General features: G+C 59.4%; 18 protein-coding genes. 13 read left to right on the top strand and 5 right to left on the bottom strand.

The window, feature by feature from the left end; all coding sequences use genetic code 11:
- Positions 1 to 215: 215 nt before the first annotated feature.
- Complete coding sequence (locus RLW41_RS16715) at positions 216 to 548, bottom strand: hypothetical protein (protein WP_414462191.1); 333 nt, start codon at positions 546 to 548, stop codon at positions 216 to 218.
- Here RLW41_RS16715 and RLW41_RS16710 point away from each other — a divergent pair.
- Entirely contained in the window at positions 535 to 1,380 is an 846-nt protein-coding gene (locus RLW41_RS16710) for a phosphatase PAP2 family protein (RefSeq protein ID WP_414462190.1), read from the top strand. The genes RLW41_RS16715 and RLW41_RS16710 overlap by 14 nt on opposite strands.
- Positions 1,381 to 1,494: 114 nt before the next feature.
- On the top strand, positions 1,495 to 2,472 hold the full coding sequence (locus RLW41_RS16705) for a cation diffusion facilitator family transporter (RefSeq protein WP_409562833.1): 978 nt from the start codon (positions 1,495 to 1,497) through the stop codon (positions 2,470 to 2,472).
- A gap of 484 nt (positions 2,473 to 2,956) precedes the next feature.
- On the opposite strand, the gene RLW41_RS16700 is transcribed toward RLW41_RS16705, so the two are convergent.
- Positions 2,957 to 3,478 carry a single-stranded DNA-binding protein gene (locus RLW41_RS16700; protein WP_409562832.1) on the bottom strand — a complete coding sequence of 174 codons (522 nt, stop codon included), beginning with the start codon at positions 3,476 to 3,478 and terminating at the stop codon, positions 2,957 to 2,959.
- Between the two features lie 394 nt (positions 3,479 to 3,872).
- Between RLW41_RS16700 and RLW41_RS16695 the strand changes: the two genes are divergently transcribed.
- Together RLW41_RS16695 and RLW41_RS16690 are read left to right on the top strand one after the other, a co-directional pair.
- Positions 3,873 to 4,241, top strand: coding sequence for a YkgJ family cysteine cluster protein (locus RLW41_RS16695; RefSeq protein ID WP_414462189.1), 369 nt, complete (start codon positions 3,873 to 3,875; stop codon positions 4,239 to 4,241).
- Between the two features lie 810 nt (positions 4,242 to 5,051).
- Positions 5,052 to 5,444, top strand: a complete 393-nt coding sequence (locus RLW41_RS16690) for a GFA family protein (RefSeq protein ID WP_409562830.1) — start codon at positions 5,052 to 5,054, stop codon at positions 5,442 to 5,444.
- Between the two features lie 159 nt (positions 5,445 to 5,603).
- On the opposite strand, the gene RLW41_RS16685 is transcribed toward RLW41_RS16690, so the two are convergent.
- Entirely contained in the window at positions 5,604 to 6,218 is a 615-nt protein-coding gene (locus tag RLW41_RS16685; RefSeq protein WP_409562829.1) for a hypothetical protein, read from the bottom strand.
- A 477-nt stretch (positions 6,219 to 6,695) separates the two neighbouring features.
- Between RLW41_RS16685 and RLW41_RS16680 the strand changes: the two genes are divergently transcribed.
- The 4 genes from RLW41_RS16680 to RLW41_RS16665 all read left to right on the top strand — a co-directional run bounded on the left by RLW41_RS16680 (position 6,696) and on the right by RLW41_RS16665 (position 12,782).
- A complete protein-coding gene (locus RLW41_RS16680) occupies positions 6,696 to 8,495 on the top strand; it encodes a cation:proton antiporter (protein ID WP_414462188.1) in 1,800 nt (599 codons plus the stop codon).
- 136 nt (positions 8,496 to 8,631) lie between these two features.
- The gene (uvrA, locus tag RLW41_RS16675) at positions 8,632 to 11,634 is read left to right on the top strand and encodes an excinuclease ABC subunit UvrA (RefSeq protein WP_414462187.1); all 3,003 of its coding nucleotides are present in this window, start codon (positions 8,632 to 8,634) and stop codon (positions 11,632 to 11,634) included.
- 131 nt (positions 11,635 to 11,765) lie between these two features.
- Positions 11,766 to 12,068, top strand: coding sequence for an antibiotic biosynthesis monooxygenase family protein (locus RLW41_RS16670; RefSeq protein WP_414462186.1), 303 nt, complete (start codon positions 11,766 to 11,768; stop codon positions 12,066 to 12,068).
- A gap of 225 nt (positions 12,069 to 12,293) precedes the next feature.
- Entirely contained in the window at positions 12,294 to 12,782 is a 489-nt protein-coding gene (locus RLW41_RS16665) for a cupin domain-containing protein (RefSeq protein WP_414462185.1), read from the top strand.
- 98 nt (positions 12,783 to 12,880) lie between these two features.
- On the opposite strand, the gene RLW41_RS16660 is transcribed toward RLW41_RS16665, so the two are convergent.
- Entirely contained in the window at positions 12,881 to 14,305 is a 1,425-nt protein-coding gene (locus RLW41_RS16660) for a hypothetical protein (RefSeq protein WP_414462184.1), read from the bottom strand.
- A gap of 788 nt (positions 14,306 to 15,093) precedes the next feature.
- Between RLW41_RS16660 and RLW41_RS16655 the strand changes: the two genes are divergently transcribed.
- A complete protein-coding gene (locus tag RLW41_RS16655) occupies positions 15,094 to 15,567 on the top strand; it encodes a VOC family protein (RefSeq protein ID WP_414462183.1) in 474 nt (157 codons plus the stop codon).
- Between the two features lie 120 nt (positions 15,568 to 15,687).
- On the opposite strand, the gene RLW41_RS16650 is transcribed toward RLW41_RS16655, so the two are convergent.
- On the bottom strand, positions 15,688 to 16,122 hold the full coding sequence (locus RLW41_RS16650) for a hypothetical protein (protein WP_414462182.1): 435 nt from the start codon (positions 16,120 to 16,122) through the stop codon (positions 15,688 to 15,690).
- Between RLW41_RS16650 and RLW41_RS16645 the strand changes: the two genes are divergently transcribed.
- The 4 genes from RLW41_RS16645 (at position 16,122) to ppk2 (ending at position 20,364) form a co-directional block, all read left to right on the top strand.
- A complete protein-coding gene (locus RLW41_RS16645) occupies positions 16,122 to 16,394 on the top strand; it encodes a hypothetical protein (protein WP_414462181.1) in 273 nt (90 codons plus the stop codon). The genes RLW41_RS16650 and RLW41_RS16645 overlap by 1 nt on opposite strands.
- Positions 16,395 to 16,499: 105 nt before the next feature.
- Positions 16,500 to 18,290, top strand: coding sequence for a SulP family inorganic anion transporter (locus tag RLW41_RS16640; protein WP_414462180.1), 1,791 nt, complete (start codon positions 16,500 to 16,502; stop codon positions 18,288 to 18,290).
- A gap of 24 nt (positions 18,291 to 18,314) precedes the next feature.
- Complete coding sequence (cax, locus tag RLW41_RS16635) at positions 18,315 to 19,376, top strand: calcium/proton exchanger (RefSeq protein WP_414462179.1); 1,062 nt, start codon at positions 18,315 to 18,317, stop codon at positions 19,374 to 19,376.
- Positions 19,377 to 19,530: 154 nt separating this feature from the next.
- Positions 19,531 to 20,364 carry a polyphosphate kinase 2 gene (ppk2, locus tag RLW41_RS16630; protein WP_414462178.1) on the top strand — a complete coding sequence of 278 codons (834 nt, stop codon included), beginning with the start codon at positions 19,531 to 19,533 and terminating at the stop codon, positions 20,362 to 20,364.
- The last annotated feature ends 13 nt before the right edge of the window (positions 20,365 to 20,377 follow it).

Below are 20,377 nucleotides of genomic sequence, written 5' to 3'. Positions count from 1 at the left end.
TGACATATCTTAAAGAATATCCAGCCGCCACCATAAGGGCCCTTCTGCATTCTCTTCCCCCGCAACCGATCCGGACACGACGCTCAGGCTTGCACGGTTAATCGGCAACCACAAACGCGTACGCGGCGAGCAATCACATCACAGAACGGAAACTGCGGCGGTCTAATTAGAGCCGGTAGCGCCCACCTGCACGCTCAAAAATACGTTCGATTTTATTAATTGCTTCGTTCCGGCGTATCTGCGTTTAACGCGACTTTTATATTTTTGCCTGTATAGAGCGCGTTTCCGAGCGATACGTTACTTGCTGAGCTGATGATGGTCAATTCATTGCGCATTTCCGCAGCAGCTCGCCCTTTGAAACAAGGCATTCCCGGACTTCGTCCCTCCGCTAGCAAAGTATGGGCGCGCGCCATGCGCCCAGCCTGGATCTTGATAGCTCTAAGTGCCGCACTTCTTGCGCTGCTCTGCTCCATTACGGATTTCGCGTTCCCGCCTCCGGCCTTTTTTCTTCGCCAAGGGGCGTGTTTGGCGGCAATGGCTGCGGCCACGGCCTATCTCATACACTGCGGCCACCTGCGGGCCGCTATAGCGGTTGAAGCGACCGCGCTTTCAATTTCAACCGTTCTTATCATGCCGCCGTTAGAAGCCATTTTTGCCTCGGCAGCATTTCCGTTTCAGGACAAGATTCTTGTCGCTGCCGACGCCGGTCTCGGAATAGACTGGGTGGCGCTGGCATTCTGGTTCCGTGACCATCCCGAACTGACCAGAATTTTGAGCCACGCTTACGCAAGCATCGAATGGCAGCCGATCATTCTGGTGCTGACGCTCGCCTGGGCTGATCCGGAGCGTCTCCGCAGCGTCATGACAACATCCACCGTGGTACTCGCCGCAACCATCGCCATCTTTCTCGTTGCTCCCGCGATCGGCCCCTATGCACATTTCAATTTCAAATCATCCGATTTTCCGAGCGTCATTGTGCCTGCCGCATGGGTCGCCCCGGGCATTACGGACGGGCTGCGCAACGGCGATCATCAACTGCACTTTGCCGGACTGGTGACGTTCCCAAGCTATCACGCCGTTGTGGCTGTGCTGCTCGCGTATGGTTGGATGGCGGTCCCGATTTTACGCTGGCTCTTCGTGCCGCTTAATCTGCTGATGCTCGTCTCGTGCGTCCCAATCGGCTCGCATTACGTGACGGACGTGATCGTAGGTGTCGCGATGGCGTGGGCCATTTACCCGCTTATCAGCCGCTACTATGTGGCGACCGATCGTAGCGCTCCGCTTCTCCCATGGTCTCAGACACGCTTCGGTTGCGCTGTCAAAGATCGTTTGAAACAGGCCGTTTTTCTTTGGAATAAGCGCAACGTCCTCAGCCGCTGACGACGTTTCGGCTGACCGTTATTGCTCGCGTGGCGCGGCCTTCAATGCGCGCGGGTGGACGCATTCCCCTACTATCGGGTACGCATGAGGTTGCCATAGAGGGAGACAACAACCGTGGACACCGGCGGATCGAAAGCCGTTATCGTCGTTGCATTTGCCTGTAACCTAGGCATTGCCGCCGCAAAATTCGTGGCGGCGGCGTGGACGCAATCTTCTGCGATGCTCTCAGAAGCCATTCACTCGCTCGTCGATACGTCCAACCAGCTTCTGCTGTTTCTAGGGATCAAGCGCGCCGCAATGCCTGCCGACGCTCAACATCCATTCGGTTACGGCAAGGAAATCTATTTCTGGAGCTTCATCGTCGCGATGGTGCTGTTCGCGCTCGGCGCCGGCGTTGCGATCTACGAAGGCATCGAAAAGATGCTCCATCCGCACCCGATACACGACGTCTACGTCGTCTACATCGTGCTGCTCGTCGCGATGGCCCTCGAAGGTTTTTCGACGTGGAAGGCCGTCGGAGAATTCAATACGCGACGCGGCCCGTCGGGCCTCGGGTTCATCGCAGCGCTCAGGGCATCGAAAGACCCTTCGCTGTTTGCGATCGTGCTTGAAGATAGCGCCGCGATGGTCGGCCTGACGATTGCGTTGATCGGCACATTCGCGGCTGACTTCGGCGGCTACGAGCAGGCTGACGGCATCGCCTCGATTTTGATCGGCTGCGTGCTGGGCTTCGTTGCCATTTTCATGTCGGGCGAAATTCGCTCGTTAATCGTCGGGGAGTCGGCGTCGCGCGCAGTCCAAGCCGGGTTGAATGAAATCATCGCCAAGGAAATCGGACGTGACAAACCGATCCGCACCATCAACGAAATCCGCACGATGCATCTGGGACCGCAAGACGTGCTGGTCACGGCCAGCGTCGACTTCGAAGACTGGGTGAGTGCCCGAACCGTCGAAGACGTGACCGGCCGTTTGCAGACCGCGATCAAGGCCCGTTACCCGGAAGTGCAGCACCTCTTCATCGAGGTGCAGTCGGAGAAAGCCTTCCAGTTCAACAAGACCAAGGCGCCAATCGCAGCGGGCGTAGCTCATTAGGCGCTTTCTGCTTTCTGGGGGCTTAGCAGTTCCGCGCCATCCGGTCGGCTCCCTGGAGAGAGTTGGCAGACGCGTCGAACTAGGGTCATCCTCGGGCCGGGGCCGTGGATGACCGTGTTTGGCGCGATACCATCCCCAAACGTCATCCCGGCGAAGGCCGGGATCCAGCCATGCCTCGACACCGAACATATTGATATCTGCCTGGGTGCCGACCTCCGTCGGCATGACGGTGGTGATGGGACCGCGCGACCACAACGGAAAAGCTATCAGTCTTCTTCAGAAAACGCGGGCCGGTGTTCTCACCTCCGACGTCATCCCGGCCCCCTTGCGCGGCCAGCGGCGCCAAGGCGTCGGAAACGACAACTCAGGAACTTCCGTGCGTGGCGGGCAGCTCGCGGAACGCGTGGCGCCACGACGTCCGAAGACTGCCTCACCAAGCCCATTGCTTCCGGGCGGCTCCGCCAAGCGGAGTCGGAAGCGACCATCAGAAGGGTATCTCATCGTCGAGCGCTTTGTCGAAGCTCGGCTTCGAACCGCCGCTCCTGGAACCCGACGCGCGCCGGGGTTCACCACCCGAACTCGAACCGAAACCGCCGTCTGACGCGTAATCCGGACCGCTCTCTTGCATACCAATCGACGCGCCGCGTCCGCCGCCTGCGCCATCAAGCATCGTCAGCGTGCCGTTGTAGCCCTGGATGACGACCTCGGTCGAATACTTCTCCGCGCCAGACTGATCCGTCCACTTACGCGTCTGCAGTGCGCCTTCGATGTAGAGCTTCGCGCCCTTCTTCACGTACTGCTCGATGATCTTGCACAACGGCTCACTGAAGACGACGACGCGATGCCACTCGGTCTTTTCCTTGCGCTCACCCGTCTGCTTGTCGCGCCAGGTATCGCTCGTCGCGATGCTCAAATTGGCGATCGGGCGGCCATCCTGCGTGCGGCGGATCTCCGGATCCTTGCCGACATTGCCGACCAGAATAACTTTGTTGACCGACCCTGCCATTTCACTCGTCTCCTTGACTGAACGTGACTGAACGCGAGGAACGCAACCGCGTTCCCTCGCGACGACCGGCGGCATGCTCGCCAGCCGGCATGAATAGTTGCATAGACGCGCCATTCGGATAGCGCGGAATCGTTCTGACTTTAAAGGCTCTCCCCGCCACCTTCTTCACTTCATTTATCGTTCTCCACGGCCTAATCGACCGGGCGGGGACAGCAATGTTCTCTCATTGTTCTATATAGCGCCCGCCCCACTAGGCGCAAGCAAATTAACTCATCGCGCCACGGTCTCACCGGAATGTCGCGTTCGCCGCGAATGCCGTCTTGACTGCCGCGCCGCATGATCTAAGGCCGTTACCCAGAGGATGGCGTGCGCACGCGGGAGCACCAAAGCCGCAATGGCTCAGTACAATTGTTTGAATTGCCCAGGATACTGCTGTTCGTATCCGGTCATTGCGCTGAACAAGCGCGACGTGGAACGCCTCGCCAAGCATTTCGACCTCAAATATGAAACCGCGAAGCGCCGCTTTACCCGTGCAGCCCACGGCCACAAGTACATCATGCGCCGCCAGCGCGATAAGCACTACGGCCGCATCTGCCAGTTCTTCGACACCAAGAAGCGCTGCTGCACGATCTATAAGGCGCGCCCCGCCGCCTGCCGCGCATACCCGGGCTCCGGTCGCTGCGGCTACTACGACTTCCTGATGCACGAACGCCGTGCCCAGAACGACGACAAATTCGTCGCGATCACGAACCACAAGGACTGATGAGTCTGGTCATCCACGGCCAAGCGCAGCGCAATCTACTGTCATCCTCGGGCTCGTCCCGGGGATTCATAGCTCATCTCGCATAGCTGCCTGATAGATCCTCGGCCTGAAGCCAAGGATGACAGTAGTGACGTGTCGCCGTGAAGTGCGAAGACTGTTTCGCCAAGCCCGTCGCTTCCGGCCGGCTCCGCGAAGCGGAGTCGGGAGCGACAACAAAAAACTTCACCAAGCACAAACAAAAACTAACCCCGCCGAATCCTCGGATTCGCGCGGGGCTGTGTTTTTTACCTTCGATGGTTCGCCCAGACTAAAACCGGGCCTTTGAATGCGAGGCTCTAGCGGCCGCACGGACCGCCTCCCTCGTGTGAGATATCCAAATTGTAGCAGCGAGTGCAGCTGAGCCAAGCGTGGCCACAATCTCGAGAGCGCTTGTCAAGCTGCTGACCCCGTGAACAAGTCTCGAGGTCCTGATTGATAACCCGGTGGAGTCATCTCCTCTCCTCGATCTGTTTCAACGTCACGCCTACCACGTTCCACATGCGCCTCACGGGACCCATACGCACCACGTGAAGCCCTTGCGGCTCGCGTCTCCATTCCGCAGCTCATCGACCCCTCGGCCGAGACGCAATTACCGGAACAGCTAGCGAGAGCGGCACCGTCACAAAGAGAAATGTGTGCCTCAAAACCCCGGTCGTCAAGTTGTCATCAGGAAGAAAGCGATCACAATTCTCATCGGTAATGTTTGAAATACGCGCAATATCAGTGATCTTACTGCGAGCCGCATCGCCGTTCGAAGGATATTCGTTGCTAATGACCGTTCACGCCACAGGAAGCTGCCATTGCCGAGGTGTCCGCTATGAAATCGGCGGCGAACTCAACCCGATCCTCGCGTGTCACTGTTCGATATGCGCGAAGACGAGTGGAAATTACGCTGCGATGACGAGCTGCGCCGCCGCAGACATAAAATTGCTGAATGACGAGACGCTGCGCTGGTATCCGTCGTCGGATGCCGGCAACCGCGGCTTCTGCATGCGCTGCGGTAGCAATCTCTTTTGGCAGTCCCCCGGCAGCGAAGAAATCTATGTCACCGCCGGAACGCTCGACAGACCGACGGGCCTCAAGATCAAGGAGCACATCTTTGTCGGCTCGAAGTCCGATTACTACGACATCGCCGACGGCCTGCCGCAGAAGGACGAATGGTGAAACATCCGTCGCTTCCGGCCGGCTCCGCGAAGCGGAGTTCGAAGCGACAATCAAAAACTGCCGTGCTCGGCGGTCAGCGCGCGGAACGCGTGTCGCCGAGCACTATCAAAAAACTCTCCGCGCCTTCCTGCCGGCTCCCCGGAGGGGAGTCGGAAGTCGCTACTTTATAGGACACGCCTTATCGCAAGGCACACTCGCGCTTTTCTCGACGGAGCCGCGGAAAATCGAAACGGTTTCGCGCGTGCACTGTCCGCCGGATTGCACGACGCGAATGATGTTGTCGCCCGACTTCGCCTGGCACAGCACCGTCACATCCTGCGCAACATTGAACGGCACGTCCCGCCGTGCGGCTTCATCCGCCATCGCGCGCGATACGATCAAGTCCCACAAGCTTGCAGTTTTCGAAACAGGCTTCGGCAACTGATCGAATGCAATCCATTCGTAGTTGACCTGACCGTCCGCGCTCTTCACGCGGATCGAGATGTCACCGGTCTTCGCACACGATCCGACCTCAACCTGCGCATTGCCCTGCGTCGTCAGCGAACGATACGCGATCCGGCAGTCGAAATTCTTCTCCAGCAACGCTGCCTGCGCCAGGCGATGATCGACCTGACTGAACGGCACGTCGTTCTTCCAGGAGAAATACAAGTTGCGCGCGGTCGGCACGGCCGCGGCGACGGATACCGCAAGCACCAGCAGCTTGACCACCGTCAGCGTCCGGTTCACCGGATGAGCCGGATGTGAAAAGTTGAGAAGAGACGGCGCGTCGCTCACGTGATGCCCCCATCGATAACGATCCGCGGTTCATTTCCGCGACGCTTACCCTGCCGTCAAGGCTGAATGCTGACGGCATCCTGACAACCACGTGAATATCACCGCATGAACACCGTTCCCCGCGAGGGTGGATGTCCTCATTGTATCGCGCGGCCTTATCAACCACCGTCATGCCGACGGAGGTCGGCACCCAGGCAAGTATCCATATCTTCGGTGTCGAGGCTTGACTGGATCCAGGCTTGCGCCGGGATGACGTGGAGATGATATCGCACAAACATTGTCATCCTCGGGCTTGTCCCGAGGAACCACAGATGAACAAGGGAACCCACGAAGCCGCACCCTTGGCACCAGAACCTGGTCCCTAAAACCAACTCCCTCATCTTTGAAATCTGCCGCCTAAATTCCCGCGGGGCTTGATTGTTTCGCCTTGAGCCGGGCAAACTGGAGGAACGGCCTTCAGGAGGTGCCGCATCGGGAATGGCGCACGATACTCCGCTCATCGCTACCATCGTCGTCGGCCTATCGCTGGCCTTCATTTTCGGCGCCATCGCCCAGAGATTTCGCATCTCTCCTATCGTCGGCTATCTGCTCGCCGGAGTTGCCGTCGGCCCTTTCACGCCGGGTTTTGTGGCCGACCAGGGCCTCGCTAACGAACTCGCGGAAATCGGCATCATCCTTTTGATGTTCGGCGTCGGGCTGCATTTCTCCATGTCGGAGCTGCTGGCGGTGCGCGCCATCGCCGTGCCCGGCGCCCTCGTCCAGATCGCCGTCGCGACCGCGATGGGCGTCGGCCTCGCGACGACATTCGGATGGTCGTTGGGCGCAGGCCTCGTCTTCGGTCTCGCACTCTCCGTCGCCAGCACGGTCGTCCTGCTGCGTGCACTCCAGGAACGACGTCTCGTCAAATCCGATCAGGGCCGCATCGCGGTCGGCTGGCTGATCGTCGAGGACCTCGTCATGGTCCTGACACTCGTGATCCTGCCCGCGATTGCCCCGCTGCTGAGCACCGAGAGCGCCAACGCGGCGGGAGCTCACTCGCCGAACGAATTGGCGATGACGCTCGCCGTCACGCTTTTGAAAGTCGCGGCATTCGTCGCCGTCATGCTGCTCGGCGGCCGCAGGCTCATTCCGGCGATCCTGCACCACATCGCGCACACAGGTTCGCGCGAACTGTTCCGCCTCGGCGTGCTGACGATCGCGCTCGGCGTCGCTTTTGCAGCGGCCAAGCTGTTCGGGGTCTCGCTGGCGCTCGGCGCCTTCTTCGCCGGCATGATCTTGAGTGAATCCGAATTGAGCCAGCGCGCCGCCAACGAAACGCTGCCGCTGCGCGACGCCTTCGCGGTGCTGTTCTTCGTGTCGGTCGGGATGCTGTTCTATCCCAATATCATCGTCGAAAATCCGCTGCGCGTCATGGCTGTCCTCGCGATTATCATTGTCGGTAAATCACTTGCCGCATGGCTGATCGTCCTCGCCTTCGGCCACGGCATGCGCACCGCGCTGCTGATTGCCGCCAGCCTCGCCCAGATCGGCGAATTCTCGTTCATTCTCGCCGGACTCGGCGTGACGCTGAAGTTGCTCCCTGTCGAGGGGCGTGAGCTGATCCTGGCGGGCGCGCTGCTTTCGATCATGCTCAACCCGCTGCTGTTCCTGGCCGTCGAACGCTACGGGCCAGCCCTCGCGGCCGAACCTCCGAAGCCGAAAGAACCGGCGCCCGCAGGGCAAGCTCCAGGACAAGTTCCCGGTCAGGCGCCCAGCGCCGCCGCTGAGCCTCAGACAGCCAAACCGGCATCCGAGCTGGCCCACGTTACGTCGAAAACCGGCCACACCGTCCTGGTCGGCTTCGGCCGGGTCGGAAGCGTGATCGGCGAGAACCTGATCGAACGCGGCATCCCGCTGTTCGTCCTGGACGACCGCGACGACACCGCCGAAACGCTGAAATCTCGCGGTCTCGATGCCGTCGCGGCCAACGCCGTCACCGATCTGGCGTCGGCCAACCTGAAGGACGCCCGGGCACTGATCGTCGCCATCCCCGACTGCTTCGAGGCTGGCCAGATCGTCGCCCAGGGCCGCGCCGCCAATCCCGGCCTGCAGATCATCGCCCGCGCCCATTCGGACGCCGAGGAAGCCTACCTGAAGCAATACGGAGCCTCCGACGTCGTCCAGGGCTCACGGGAAACGGCTGGAGCCATGATCGTCGCTCTCGACACGCCCTCGCCTGCCCCTATCGTCGACCCGGACCCGGCCCGCACGCCGGACAATCCCCCAGACGCCGGCTAGGACGCCACCTAATAACCAGCCGGACAGCCAAGCGTCACGGTCGCGGGACTGTTTTATGCCGCACCCCGCCCCCATATTGCCCCCGCGCCGTCGGGTTCCATTGCCAGTCCCGCCACCCCTCGGCTAGACGGTTCTCATGGCCAAATCGACAAAACCCAATTCCCGCCCCGCCTCCGAGCTGATGAAGACCATCCACGTCCGGGGTGCGCGCGAACACAACCTCAAAAACGTCGACATCGAAATCCCGCGCGACGCGCTCGTCGTGTTCACGGGATTGTCGGGGTCCGGCAAATCGTCCCTCGCCTTCGACACGATCTACGCCGAAGGCCAGCGCCGCTACGTCGAGAGCTTGTCGGCATACGCCCGCCAGTTCCTGGAGATGATGCAAAAGCCGGACGTCGATCACATCGACGGCCTGTCGCCCGCCATCTCCATCGAACAAAAGACGACGAGCAAGAACCCGCGCTCCACCGTCGGCACCGTGACGGAGATCTACGACTATCTCCGCCTGCTGTTCGCCCGCGTCGGCGTTCCTTATTCGCCCGCGACCGGCCTGCCGATCGAAAGCCAGACCGTCGCGCAGATGGTCGATCGCGTGCTTGCGCTGCCCGACGGCACGCGCCTTCTGCTTCTCGCGCCCGTCGTTCGCGGCCGCAAAGGCGAATACCGCAAGGAAATCGCCGAGTGGCAGAAGAAGGGCTACCAGCGCCTCAAGATCAACGGCACCGTCTACGCGATTGAGGACGCGCCGAAACTCGACAAGAAATACAAGCACGACATCGACGTCGTCATCGACCGCATCGTCGTCAAGAAAGACATCGGCACCCGCCTCGCGGACTCATTCGAGCAGGCGCTGAAACTGTCCGACGGCCTCGCCATCGCCGAATACGTCGACAAACCGCTGCCGAAATCCGAAACCGAAGGCGCCAACAAGTCGAAGAACGACACACACGAGCGCATCCTATTCTCGTCCCGCTTCGCCTGCCCTGTCTCCGGCTTCACGATCGACGAAATCGAGCCGCGCCTGTTCTCGTTCAACGCCCCCGCCGGCGCCTGCCCGGTCTGCGACGGCCTCGGCTCGGAACTGCGCTTCGAGCCCGACCTCGTCGTGCCCGACGGCTCGCTCTCGCTCGAAAAAGGCGCGATCTACCCCTGGGCTAAAACCGGCGTCTCATCGCCCTATTACGAGCAGACGCTCGAAAGCCTCGCCAAGCACTACAAGATCTCGATGAAGACGCCGTGGGAGAAACTGCCGAAGCACGTCCAGCTCGCGCTCCTGTTCGGCTCCGGCGACGAGGACGTGACGTTCACCTACTGGGACGGCACGCGCAATTATTCCACCGAAAAGCCGTTCGAAGGCGTCATCGGCAACATCGCCCGCCGCTTCAAGGAAACCGACAGCGATTGGGTCCGCGAGGAACTCTCGCGCTATCAGGCGGCGCATCCGTGCGAAGCCTGCCACGGCTATCGCCTGAAACCGCAGGCCCTCGCCGTCAAAGTCGGCGGCAAGCACATCGGCGAGGTCGGCGACCTGTCGATCAAGGCCGCCAACATCTGGTTCGGCGAGATCCCGAAAACCTTCACCAAGCAGCAGTCCGAAATCGCGACGCGCATCCTGAAGGAAATCCGCGACCGCCTGAAATTCCTGAATGACGTCGGCCTCGAATACCTCACCCTCTCGCGCTCGTCCGGCACGCTGTCGGGCGGCGAATCCCAGCGCATTCGCCTCGCCTCGCAGATCGGCTCAGGGCTAACGGGCGTGCTCTACGTGCTCGATGAGCCGTCCATCGGCCTGCACCAGAAGGACAACGACCGTCTGCTCGGCACGCTAAAACACCTGCGCGACATCGGCAACACCGTCATCGTCGTCGAACACGACGAGGACGCGATCATGACGGCCGACCACGTCGTCGACATCGGTCCCGGCGCGGGCGTCCACGGCGGCAAGGTCATCGCGCAAGGCACGCCAGCCGACATCATGGACAGCCCGCAAAGCATCACCGGCGAATACCTCTCCGGCGTCCGCTACGTGCCGATCCCGAAAAACCGCCGCGCGCCCGACCCCAAACGCATGCTCACCGTCACCGGCGCGCGCGAGAACAACCTGAAGAACGTCACCGCGTCCGTCCCCGTCGGCCTCTTCACCTGCATCACGGGTGTCAGCGGCGGCGGAAAATCGACGCTGCTGATCGACACGCTCTTCAAGGCCGTCGCGCGCAAGCTGAACAACGCGAAAGACCACCCCGGCGAGCACGACAAGATCACCGGCATCGAGCACTTCGACAAGATCATCGACATCGACCAGTCGCCGATCGGCCGCACGCCGCGCTCCAACCCCGCGACTTACACCGGCGCCTTCACACCGATCCGCGAATGGTTCGCAGGCCTGCCCGAAGCCAAAACGCGCGGCTACGAACCGGGGCGCTTTTCGTTCAACGTGAAAGGCGGCCGCTGCGAGGTCTGCCAGGGCGACGGCGTCATCAAGATCGAGATGCACTTCCTGCCCGACGTCTACGTCACGTGCGAGGAATGCAAGGGCAAGCGCTACAATCGCGAGACGCTCGCCGTCACCTTCAAGGAGAAGTCGATCGCCGACGTTCTCGACATGACGGTCGAGGAAGGCGCCGAGTTCTTCAAGGCCGTGCCGTCGATCCGCGACAAGCTCGAAACGCTGGCGCGCGTCGGCTTGGGCTACATCCACATCGGCCAGCAGGCGACGACGCTCTCGGGCGGCGAGGCGCAGCGCATCAAGCTGTCGAAGGAATTGTCACGCCGCGCCACCGGCCGCACGCTCTACATCTTGGATGAGCCGACGACGGGCCTGCACTTCCACGACGTCGCCAAGCTGCTCGAGGTGCTGCACGAGCTGGCGGACGCGGGCAACACCGTCGTCGTCATCGAGCACAATCTCGAAGTCATCAAGACCGCCGACTGGATCATCGACCTCGGCCCCGAAGGCGGCGACGGCGGCGGCACGATCGTTGCGGCCGGCACGCCCGAGGACATCGTGAAGGTCAAGGAAAGCTACACCGGGCAGTATCTAAAGCCGGTGCTTGCGCGAAGCGCGGCTTCCGGCCGGCGCGCCGGAGGCGTGTCGGAAGCCGCAAACAAAAGAGCGAAGAAGCAGGCGGCGGAGTAACTCTCTTCCCTCTCCCCGCGCGCGGGGAGAGGGTTGGGGTGAGGGGCGGCATCCCCACAATTCCCCTCCCCCTTGTGGGGAGGGGTTAGGGGTGGGGGTCACCCGGAGCAAACAAAAGAGCGAAACCCACCTTGTCCATCACCCTGATCAACGTCTTCACCGTCGCGCCTGAGAACCAACAGCGGCTTCTCGACCTGCTCACGCGCGCAACCGACGAGTTCGTCTGCCACGCGCCAGGCTTTCTGGCTTCCACGCTCCATCGCAGCCTCGACGGCACGAAAGTCACCATGTACGCCCAGTGGCGGAGCATCGAGGACTACGAGGCGATGCGGCGCGATCCCGGCCCGCTCCCGCTCTTTCAGGAAGCGCTTTCGTTCGCCAAATTCGATCCCGGCATCTACGAAATCGTGAGAACGTTCTCCGCGCCGGAGTAAACGGGAGCGGCGGCACGATCGTTGCGGCCGGCACGCCCGAGGACATCGTGAAGGTCAAGGAAAGCTACACTGGGCAGTACCTGAAGCCGGTGCTGGCGCGCAAACCCAAGCCCGCGAGCAAGAAGCAGGCGGCGGAATAGCTTACCCTCCCCCTCGCGGGGAGGGTGGCGCGCAGCGCCGGGTGGGGGCAGTGTTCCGTGCAAGCTTCGATGACGGAGATGACCTGTGGCTGCCGATGACGATGCCCGCCCGCCGCTCGCGATCAAAGCCGAGGACGCGCCGCTTCGCACAAAACCGTCGAACTATCCGGAGCCCTTCTTCAGCCGCATGGGCAAGCGCGAGAAGCGCCCGCTCGGTGACATCTTCGGACTGAAGAACTTCGGCGTGAACCTGACGCGGCTTCTGCCGGGCGGCGAGTCCGCGCTGCTGCACCGACACAGCAAGCAGGATGAGTTCGTCTATATTCTCGAAGGCACGCCGACGCTCGTCACCGACACGGGCGAGATCGACATGGAGCCCGGGATGTGCGCGGGCTTCCCCGCGGCGGGCATCGCCCATCACCTTGTGAACCGGACGACGCGTGACGTCGTCTATCTCGAGATCGGCGACCGCACGCCCGGCGACGAAGGCAGCTATCCGAGCGACGACCTCAAAGCCTCACTCGGCCCCGACGGGAAGTGGAGTTTTACGCGGAAGGATGGGAGTGGGTATTGAGAGCCTGAGTGAGAGTTTCGCCCGGCAGCAATCTGGAGCAAGCGTCGCGAAAAAAACCACGCCTAAAAGCAAAATTTTGTCAGAACAGCTTGAGCGCATCAAAGCTTCGATGCTGAAGGAGGTTTATACTCAACCAAAACAGTCTTACTTGTTAATTTGTATTTCAATTTCTTACCAAGATCGTTCGCGCGATTTTGCGCATCCTTCACTTTGCCTAATTCGTCAGAATCGAATGCAATAATAAGGAACTTTCCCACTCTCACGCCTTCCGCTTCTAGATATTTGGGCAATTGTCGCTCTAACCCATTCCAAAATTTTGTATTGCTCACCAACTTCATTTCAATCAGGGCTCTCAACTCGATGCCCCGTGAGAGCTTAAAATCAACTGGGCCTCGGCCTATGTTAGCTTCCTTGGATACATCGATATTGTTTTGATGACATATGTGTTTGACGATACCCAGGAAAGCCAACTGGCATATCTCTTCAGATCGTGGAGCGCCGTCATCTGAGAACATAAGCTTCCACCCCCCATTATCCTCGACAAACGTTTGGAAGGCTTGAATAATCTCGTCGATAAATTTTTCTAAATCAGCGTCGTCTCTAATTTTCGCGCGCACAGGATGCGAAGCAATATAATCCCGCGTCGCATGATACCATCTAATAAGACCATTTGGATCGCCATCAATATCATATGGCGCAACCCCTGCGGCTTCAAGAAAAGCCACAAACGATTCCACGGAATCGAAATGCTTCAGCGCATTCTCTATTATGATCTCCTTTTTGACGCTCCGAGTTATTTCCTCTCCAAATTCCCGGCGCAAATCGTCCGGATCTTCATCGAAGCAATAGCCCCAATAATCTTTTGCATTGATTGTCGGGAGCGGCTTCAAATATGCTTTTGGGCACAAAAGGACTTGCTTGTGATTAAACGGATTAATAGGGGCACTTATATTTGCCGCTTGCCATCGACCCCGCACCAAATCGAATTTCGCGCGCGGATGCAAAACTGTGTTTGTATCAAGTTTAAGTTTCTTACAGATGCGTTCTGTGTACTTTGCGAATCTCACTCTCAGTATATTTGCGGTCGCGTCAGAAATGGTGTCCCGGCCGATTTTCTCGCGAAACAACTGGACAGTCTCAAAGTGCTCTGGCGAGCTTAAGCCAAATGCGATAGCCTTTTCTAGGCCTTCGGCCAGCAACCTCGCCTTTCCGCTGGCAGCACCCGCACCATCTGTTCCGCGAGCGGTGAAACCTAAGCAAAATTCTGCGGCTTCGGGTGTCTTTAAGATGCTGAGAGCTTTGAGCCAATGTGGCGACTCGCGTTTCCCAGCGGCTTTAGCTACGCAATTGAAAGCATATTCATAAAAATCGATTATCTCCCTATGCGCACCTTTGAATGGGCCAAATTCGTTCTGGAAAATCAAAAAAGGGTCGATAAATAGCTTTATATCGCTAGATAATAACGGGTCGAACCAGTCTTCTGATCCGTCCATATCGACATTAAATTGATCTGAAAAAAGCATTCAGCGCTACCATCAATATCAAAGTATCGCAGACCGACGAACACGCTCAGATTGAGCACAATAAAGTGATTCGCGAGGAGCGGCGCTTCGCGCAGTGGCCGATACAGGCAATGTGCTACGCACGCTCAAAAAAAATTAGGCCGCCCTCTCTTACTATTGCGCCCACCGCTCGCCCACCAAAAAACTTATCCCCGCCCTCTCAACCTCACCGATAATCCCCTCACCCATCCGGCAAGGGCATCGCGCGAGGCGTCGCGCGGCGCTCGGGTGGGGCAGCCTCACCCGCTCGCGTCACGCGCGCGATGCGGTCAAGGCGGAAAGCAGGTCCGCACGGCATGAGAGAAACCGTGTGCGGAATATCCCGCTTCATTAAGTGGCCTGCCGGAACCCTGATCTCTGGCTGTCACGGAGCGGACCGGTTCCGAGACCAACATTGCGAAGACCCTACGCCGCGGAACCCGTCCGCTTCGTGCTTTTTGATTGGCGCCAAACGACTCCGCTCCGCGGAGCCGGCCGTTGGCGCATGCCCGGAGTTTCTTCCATCGCGACGCGCCGGGCGGCCGGCGCGCCGAAAAATTCGCGCATGGCGGCCGGCTACCCGCAGGGGAGTCGCCATGCGCAAATCAAAAACTGTCGCACCGGCGCAATCAAAAAAAGCGCATCTATGATGTCGGAACGGGACTGCCGAGACCGTCTTAAGAAAGCACCGGTCGCGCAGCATCAGTTGCGGCTTCCGGCCGGCTCCGCGGAGCGAAGTCGGAAGCCGCAAACAAAAAGGAGCCCTAGTCATGTCCAAGAGCCGGATCTGCGTCTGGTACGACAAGGAGGCCGAAGCCGCCGCCCGCTTCTACGCGAGCGTGTTCCCGGACAGCTCCCTCGACGCCGTCATCCGCGCGCCGGGCGACTATCCCTCAGGCCACGAGGGCGACGTCATCGTCGTCGAATTCACCGTCGTCGGCATTCCATGCATGGGCCTCAACGGCGGACCGGGGATCAAGCACAGCGAAGCGTTCTCGTTCTCCATCTCGACCGACGATCAGGAAGAAACCGACCGCTATTGGAATGCCATCGTCGGCAACGGCGGCCGCGAGAGCGAATGCGGCTGGTGCAAGGACAAATGGGGCGTCAACTGGCAGATCACCCCGCGCGTGCTGACCGACGCGCTCGCGGCCGGCGGCGATGAGGCCAAGCGCGCATTCTCAGCCATGATGACGATGAAGAAGATCGACGTCGCGGCAATCGAGAAAGCGCGACGGGGGTAACTCCGCGCAGGCTGCCGCTCGACGAAGGAGCGTCGGCCAGCGCCAAACATCCCCGCCCTTTGCGGCCGGCGCGCGGAACGCGTGTCGCAAAGCGCCAACAAAAAGAGTGTCGCCGGGCGCCTACCACGTCAGCGACATTGCCACCTCGCCGGGCATCCCGCCGGGAAAACTTATGATTTCCGCACGGAGCTTGTACCCCAGGGGGCGTAGCTCCGTATCGTAGAATTCATACGCATCTTTTGCGAAACCCGTAAGCGTCGTCGGCCATTCCGGATCGGCAATATTGATGCGGCGGCCGCCGTCGCTGCAGTAGCTCGACGGGAACGTGATAACCTGCAGATGGTGCTGGCCATTTTGAGCGGCAATTCGAATGGCATTGTTGACGCGATCAATCGCCAAGGCTTTTTCTGCGACTTTGCGCGACATGAACGCTTCGCGCAGCTCCTTATCCTGCTGCGCTTTCTTTTTCTTGAGGTCTCGCTCTCGATTGTATTCTTCCGTTTCCGCATCGAGCGAAATCATCTTCAGGTCTTCGGGTCGCAAGAGCCCAGGCATTGTTTTTCTCCTTGGATCTTTTCAATTCCCCCCGACTTCAATGGCGTTTCGAACATCCGGTGCTTTTCTGGATTCATGCTCGTGTACCGAGCGCTTCTTTGACTGAGAACGTCAAGAAATATGCGGCAACTCAGGAAAAGATCAGCCTGCACACTATGTTCATTCAGAATATTCCGACGCCGAAGAAAATCAAGATTGGAAACCGGAGCAGCATACGGATCGCCCGCTCGCTGCAAGAAACTTTTAACGCCAATCTATCATCGCGCACTTGACGGCAATCAAGGACTTCGCAACGGCACAGCACACCTATTGCAGCAAAATTTGAGCGGCGTACCTTATCCCGGGAGCGCATGCTCAGTCTGCATATGGGGCCTTGAATGACCGTTGACCCCACGGCGACACGAAGCCCGACCCAACGCCCGGCCTTGCGCCCCCAAATGGCAGGTGATCGCGGCGCAGCGGAGCGTTGGCTTCCGGGCCTGAATACGCTTAAGCACTATCAGCCTAGCTGGATAAAGCATGATGTGGTTGCGGGCTTGGTTCTTGCGACGATGCTTGTACCGGCGGGGATCGCATATGCAGTCGCGTCGGGTTTGCCGGGGATTTACGGCCTCTACGCGACGATTGTGCCGTTGATCGTCTATGCCCTTTTTGGTCCGAGCCGCATCCTCGTTCTTGGTCCGGATTCATCCCTTGCTGCCGTCATCCTCGCTGTAGTGTTGCCCCTCTCGGGCGGCGATCCAATGCGGGCAGTGGCGCTCGCAGGAGCAATGGCGATCGTATCCGGCGTCGTCTGCGTCGCGGCAGGTCTTGCGAAGTTAGGCTTCGTCACCGAACTTTTGTCGAAGCCCATCCGCTATGGCTACATGAACGGCATCGCCCTGACGGTATTGCTCAGCCAAGTGCCGAAGCTGCTCGGATTTTCGATTGAGAGCCAGGGCCCCCTGCGCGACATCATTGCGATCGGTAATGGTGTTACCAGCGGCAAGACGAATTGGACCGCGTTCGCGATCGGCGCTGCAACGTTGGCTGTCATCCTGCTTCTCAAGCGCAGCAAAGTTGTCCCGGGCATCTTGATAGCAGTCATTGGGGCGACCGCCGTCGTCGGCATGCTGGATCTGGCGAAGGGTGCCGGCGTTTCAGTCCTCGGGCCGCTACCCCAGGGCTTGCCGTCGTTTCGCATTCCCTGGCTTTTTTCGACGGATTTCGCGACAGTCCTGTCGGGTGGCCTCGCCGTGGCATTGATCTCCTTCGCCGACACGAGTGTTCTTTCGCGGGCATACGCTGCCCGAACGAGGACATATGTCGATCCTAACCAAGAACTTGTCGGATTAGGCGCGGCCAATCTCGCGGCGGGATTTTTTCAGGGCTTTCCGATCAGCAGTAGCTCATCGCGGACCCCCGTCGCGGAGGCCGCGGGCGCAATGACCCAGATGACGGGCATCACTGGCGCGCTTGCAGTTGCCTTACTTATCATCGCCGCACCCAATTTATTGCAGAACTTGCCCACGAGCACGCTTGCGGCCGTCGTCATAGCTTCGGCAATCGGGCTGTTTGAAATTCAAGACCTGATGCGCATCTATCGGATGCAGAAGTGGGAATTCTGGCTTTCTATCGTATGCTTCGCCGGTGTCGCCGTGTTTGGCGCAATTCAGGGCATCGCGCTCGCGGTCATCATCGCCCTCGGGCAATTCCTCTGGGATGCATGGCGGCCTCATTATGCGGTTCTCGGCCGCGCCGAAGGCATCAAAGGCTATCACGACATCAGCCGATATCCCGATGCGCGCCGCATTCCGGGGCTTGTGCTTTTCCGTTGGGACGCGCCTCTTTTTTTTGCGAATGCAGAGCTGTTCCAGGACTGCGTGATCACGGCGGTTGAAACCGCACCAACGCCAGCGCGATGGGTTGTCGTCGCCTCCGAACCTATAACGAACGTCGACGTCACCGCAGCCGACACGGTGGCGGAACTCGACCGCACGCTACAGAAAGCAGGAATCGCACTGTGCTTCGCCGAGTTGAAAGACCCGGTAAAAGATAAGTTGAAGCGCTTCGGTCTGGTGAAACAACTCGGCGAACAAGCGTTTTTTCCGACGATCGGCGCAGCCGTCAGCGCCTATCTGAAAGAAATCCCGGTCGATTGGGTCGACTGGGAAGATAGGCTGCCATAGCGCGCGCGGCATCAGGAGAAAGCGATGTGGAATTGGCTGCTGTGCTTCGCCCCTGTCGCTGTGGCGCTTGAGTATCTCGCCCCAAATCAGCACACATATATATTTCTCGCGTCCGCCGTCGCCATTCTGCCGCTAGCAGCCTGGCTCGGACGAGCGACAGAACAACTCGCAGACCGCGCCGGCGAAGGTGTCGGCGGCCTGCTCAATGCGACTTTCGGCAACGCCGCGGAACTGATCATCGCCCTCGCAGCGTTGCGCGCCGGATTGCACGATATCGTAAAAGCCACCATCGTCGGCTCGATCGTCGGCAACATTCTTCTCGTGCTCGGCGCCGCTATGCTGGCCGGCGGTTTGCGCCATCATGAGCAGCACTTCAACGCTACGGGAGCGCGAGCGCAAGCGACCATGCTGACACTGGCGGCTATTGCGCTCGTCATTCCCGCTGCTTACGGCGCGCTTGTCGGTGAACGCTATAGCGGAGGCGAGAGCACACTGAGCATCGCTATTTCTATTGTACTTCTCGTTCTCTATGGGCTTTTTCTCATATTTTCCGTGCGTACTCACCCCAACTTCTTTCTGGCCTTGACCGCACCAAACAATAGCGAACACAGAAAAAACTGGCCGCTCGGCCAGGCGATTGGGGTTCTTGCAGCGTGTACCGTGGCAATTGCCTGGCTCAGCGAAATCCTGGTCGGCGCGATCGAGCCAACGGCACATGCGTTCGGTTTCAGCGATCTCTTCGTCGGCGTGTTCGTGGTCGCCATTCTGGGCAATGCTGCCGAGCACGCGACTGCGGTGACGGCCGCCTTGAAGGACAGAATGGATCTCAGCCTATCGATTGCCATCGGGTCGAGCGTTCAGGTCGCGTTGTTTGTCGCTCCCGTCCTGGTTCTTTTAAGCTTTTTCGTCGGCGCCTCCCCTATGAACTTGCTGTTCGGAAAGGGCTTGGTGCTCGCGGTGTTCCTCGCAGTCGTCGTAACAGGGCAAGTTGCCGGAGACGGCCGCTCGGATTGGTTGAAGGGCGTTCAACTTTTAGCCGTCTACTTCATACTGGGGATCGCTTTCTTCCTGACTCCGCAAGTCTAGTTTGCGCTTCCGCGGCGTTCAGTCGTTCGCATCGCAATAACGAATTTACTCAGATAGACCGTATTCGGATCTTTCTAACGCAGGCAATATCGGCAACAGTGGGCGGCACATTGCATTAAGGACGGCGGGGCACGCGGTTTGCTGAGGCAATGACATGGAAGACAGTAAGAGCGCTGACGCTCCCACCTTGGAAAGCGAACGACCCCGCAATCACCTCAAGCTGAAACGCAAGGATTACGAGCGCGAACTGAAGCGTCTGCATACCGAACTCGTCAAACTACAGGAATGGGTTCGCCACGAGCAGAAAAAAATTTGCATCGTATTCGAAGGCAGGGACGGTGCCGGGAAAGGCGGCACGATCAAAGCCATTACGGCGCGTGTCAGCCCGCGCATCTTCCGCGTCATTGCGCTTCCGGCTCCGACCGAACGCGAAAAATCTCAAATGTATATTCAGCGCTATCTGCCCCATCTTCCGGCGGGCGGCGAGATCGTGATCTTCGATCGCAGCTGGTACAATCGTGCAGGCGTCGAGCGCGTCATGGGCTTTTGCTCGGAAAAGCAGGTCGAACGCTTTCTCAGAATCGTGCCTTCGGTTGAGAAGGCCATCATCGATTCCGGCGTAATTCTGATCAAATACTGGCTCGAGGTCAGTCCCGATGAGCAAACGCGTCGCCTTGAGGCGCGCATCGACGATGGCCGTAAGATCTGGAAGCTCTCGAATATGGATCTGAAGTCCTACACCCGCTGGGATGACTATACGCACGCGCGCGACGAGATGTTTTCAGCCTCCGACACCGCATGGGCGCCCTGGTATGTGGCGTACTCAGACGACAAGCGGAAGGCGCGGCTCAATATCATCGAGCACCTTCTCAGTCTTATTCCCTACGAGGACATCAAGCGCGACAGGATCAAGCTGCCGAAAAGGGAAGTCAGCAAACCCAAGAAGCATAGCGCCCCCGCGTTCAAGCTCGTCCCTGAACCGCATTGACGACATGAACCAG

The sequence above is a fragment of the Hyphomicrobium sp. DY-1 genome, assembly GCF_047497105.1.
Taxonomy (GTDB): domain Bacteria; phylum Pseudomonadota; class Alphaproteobacteria; order Rhizobiales; family Hyphomicrobiaceae; genus Hyphomicrobium_B.
This window is presented reverse-complemented; position numbering and strand designations above follow the sequence as displayed.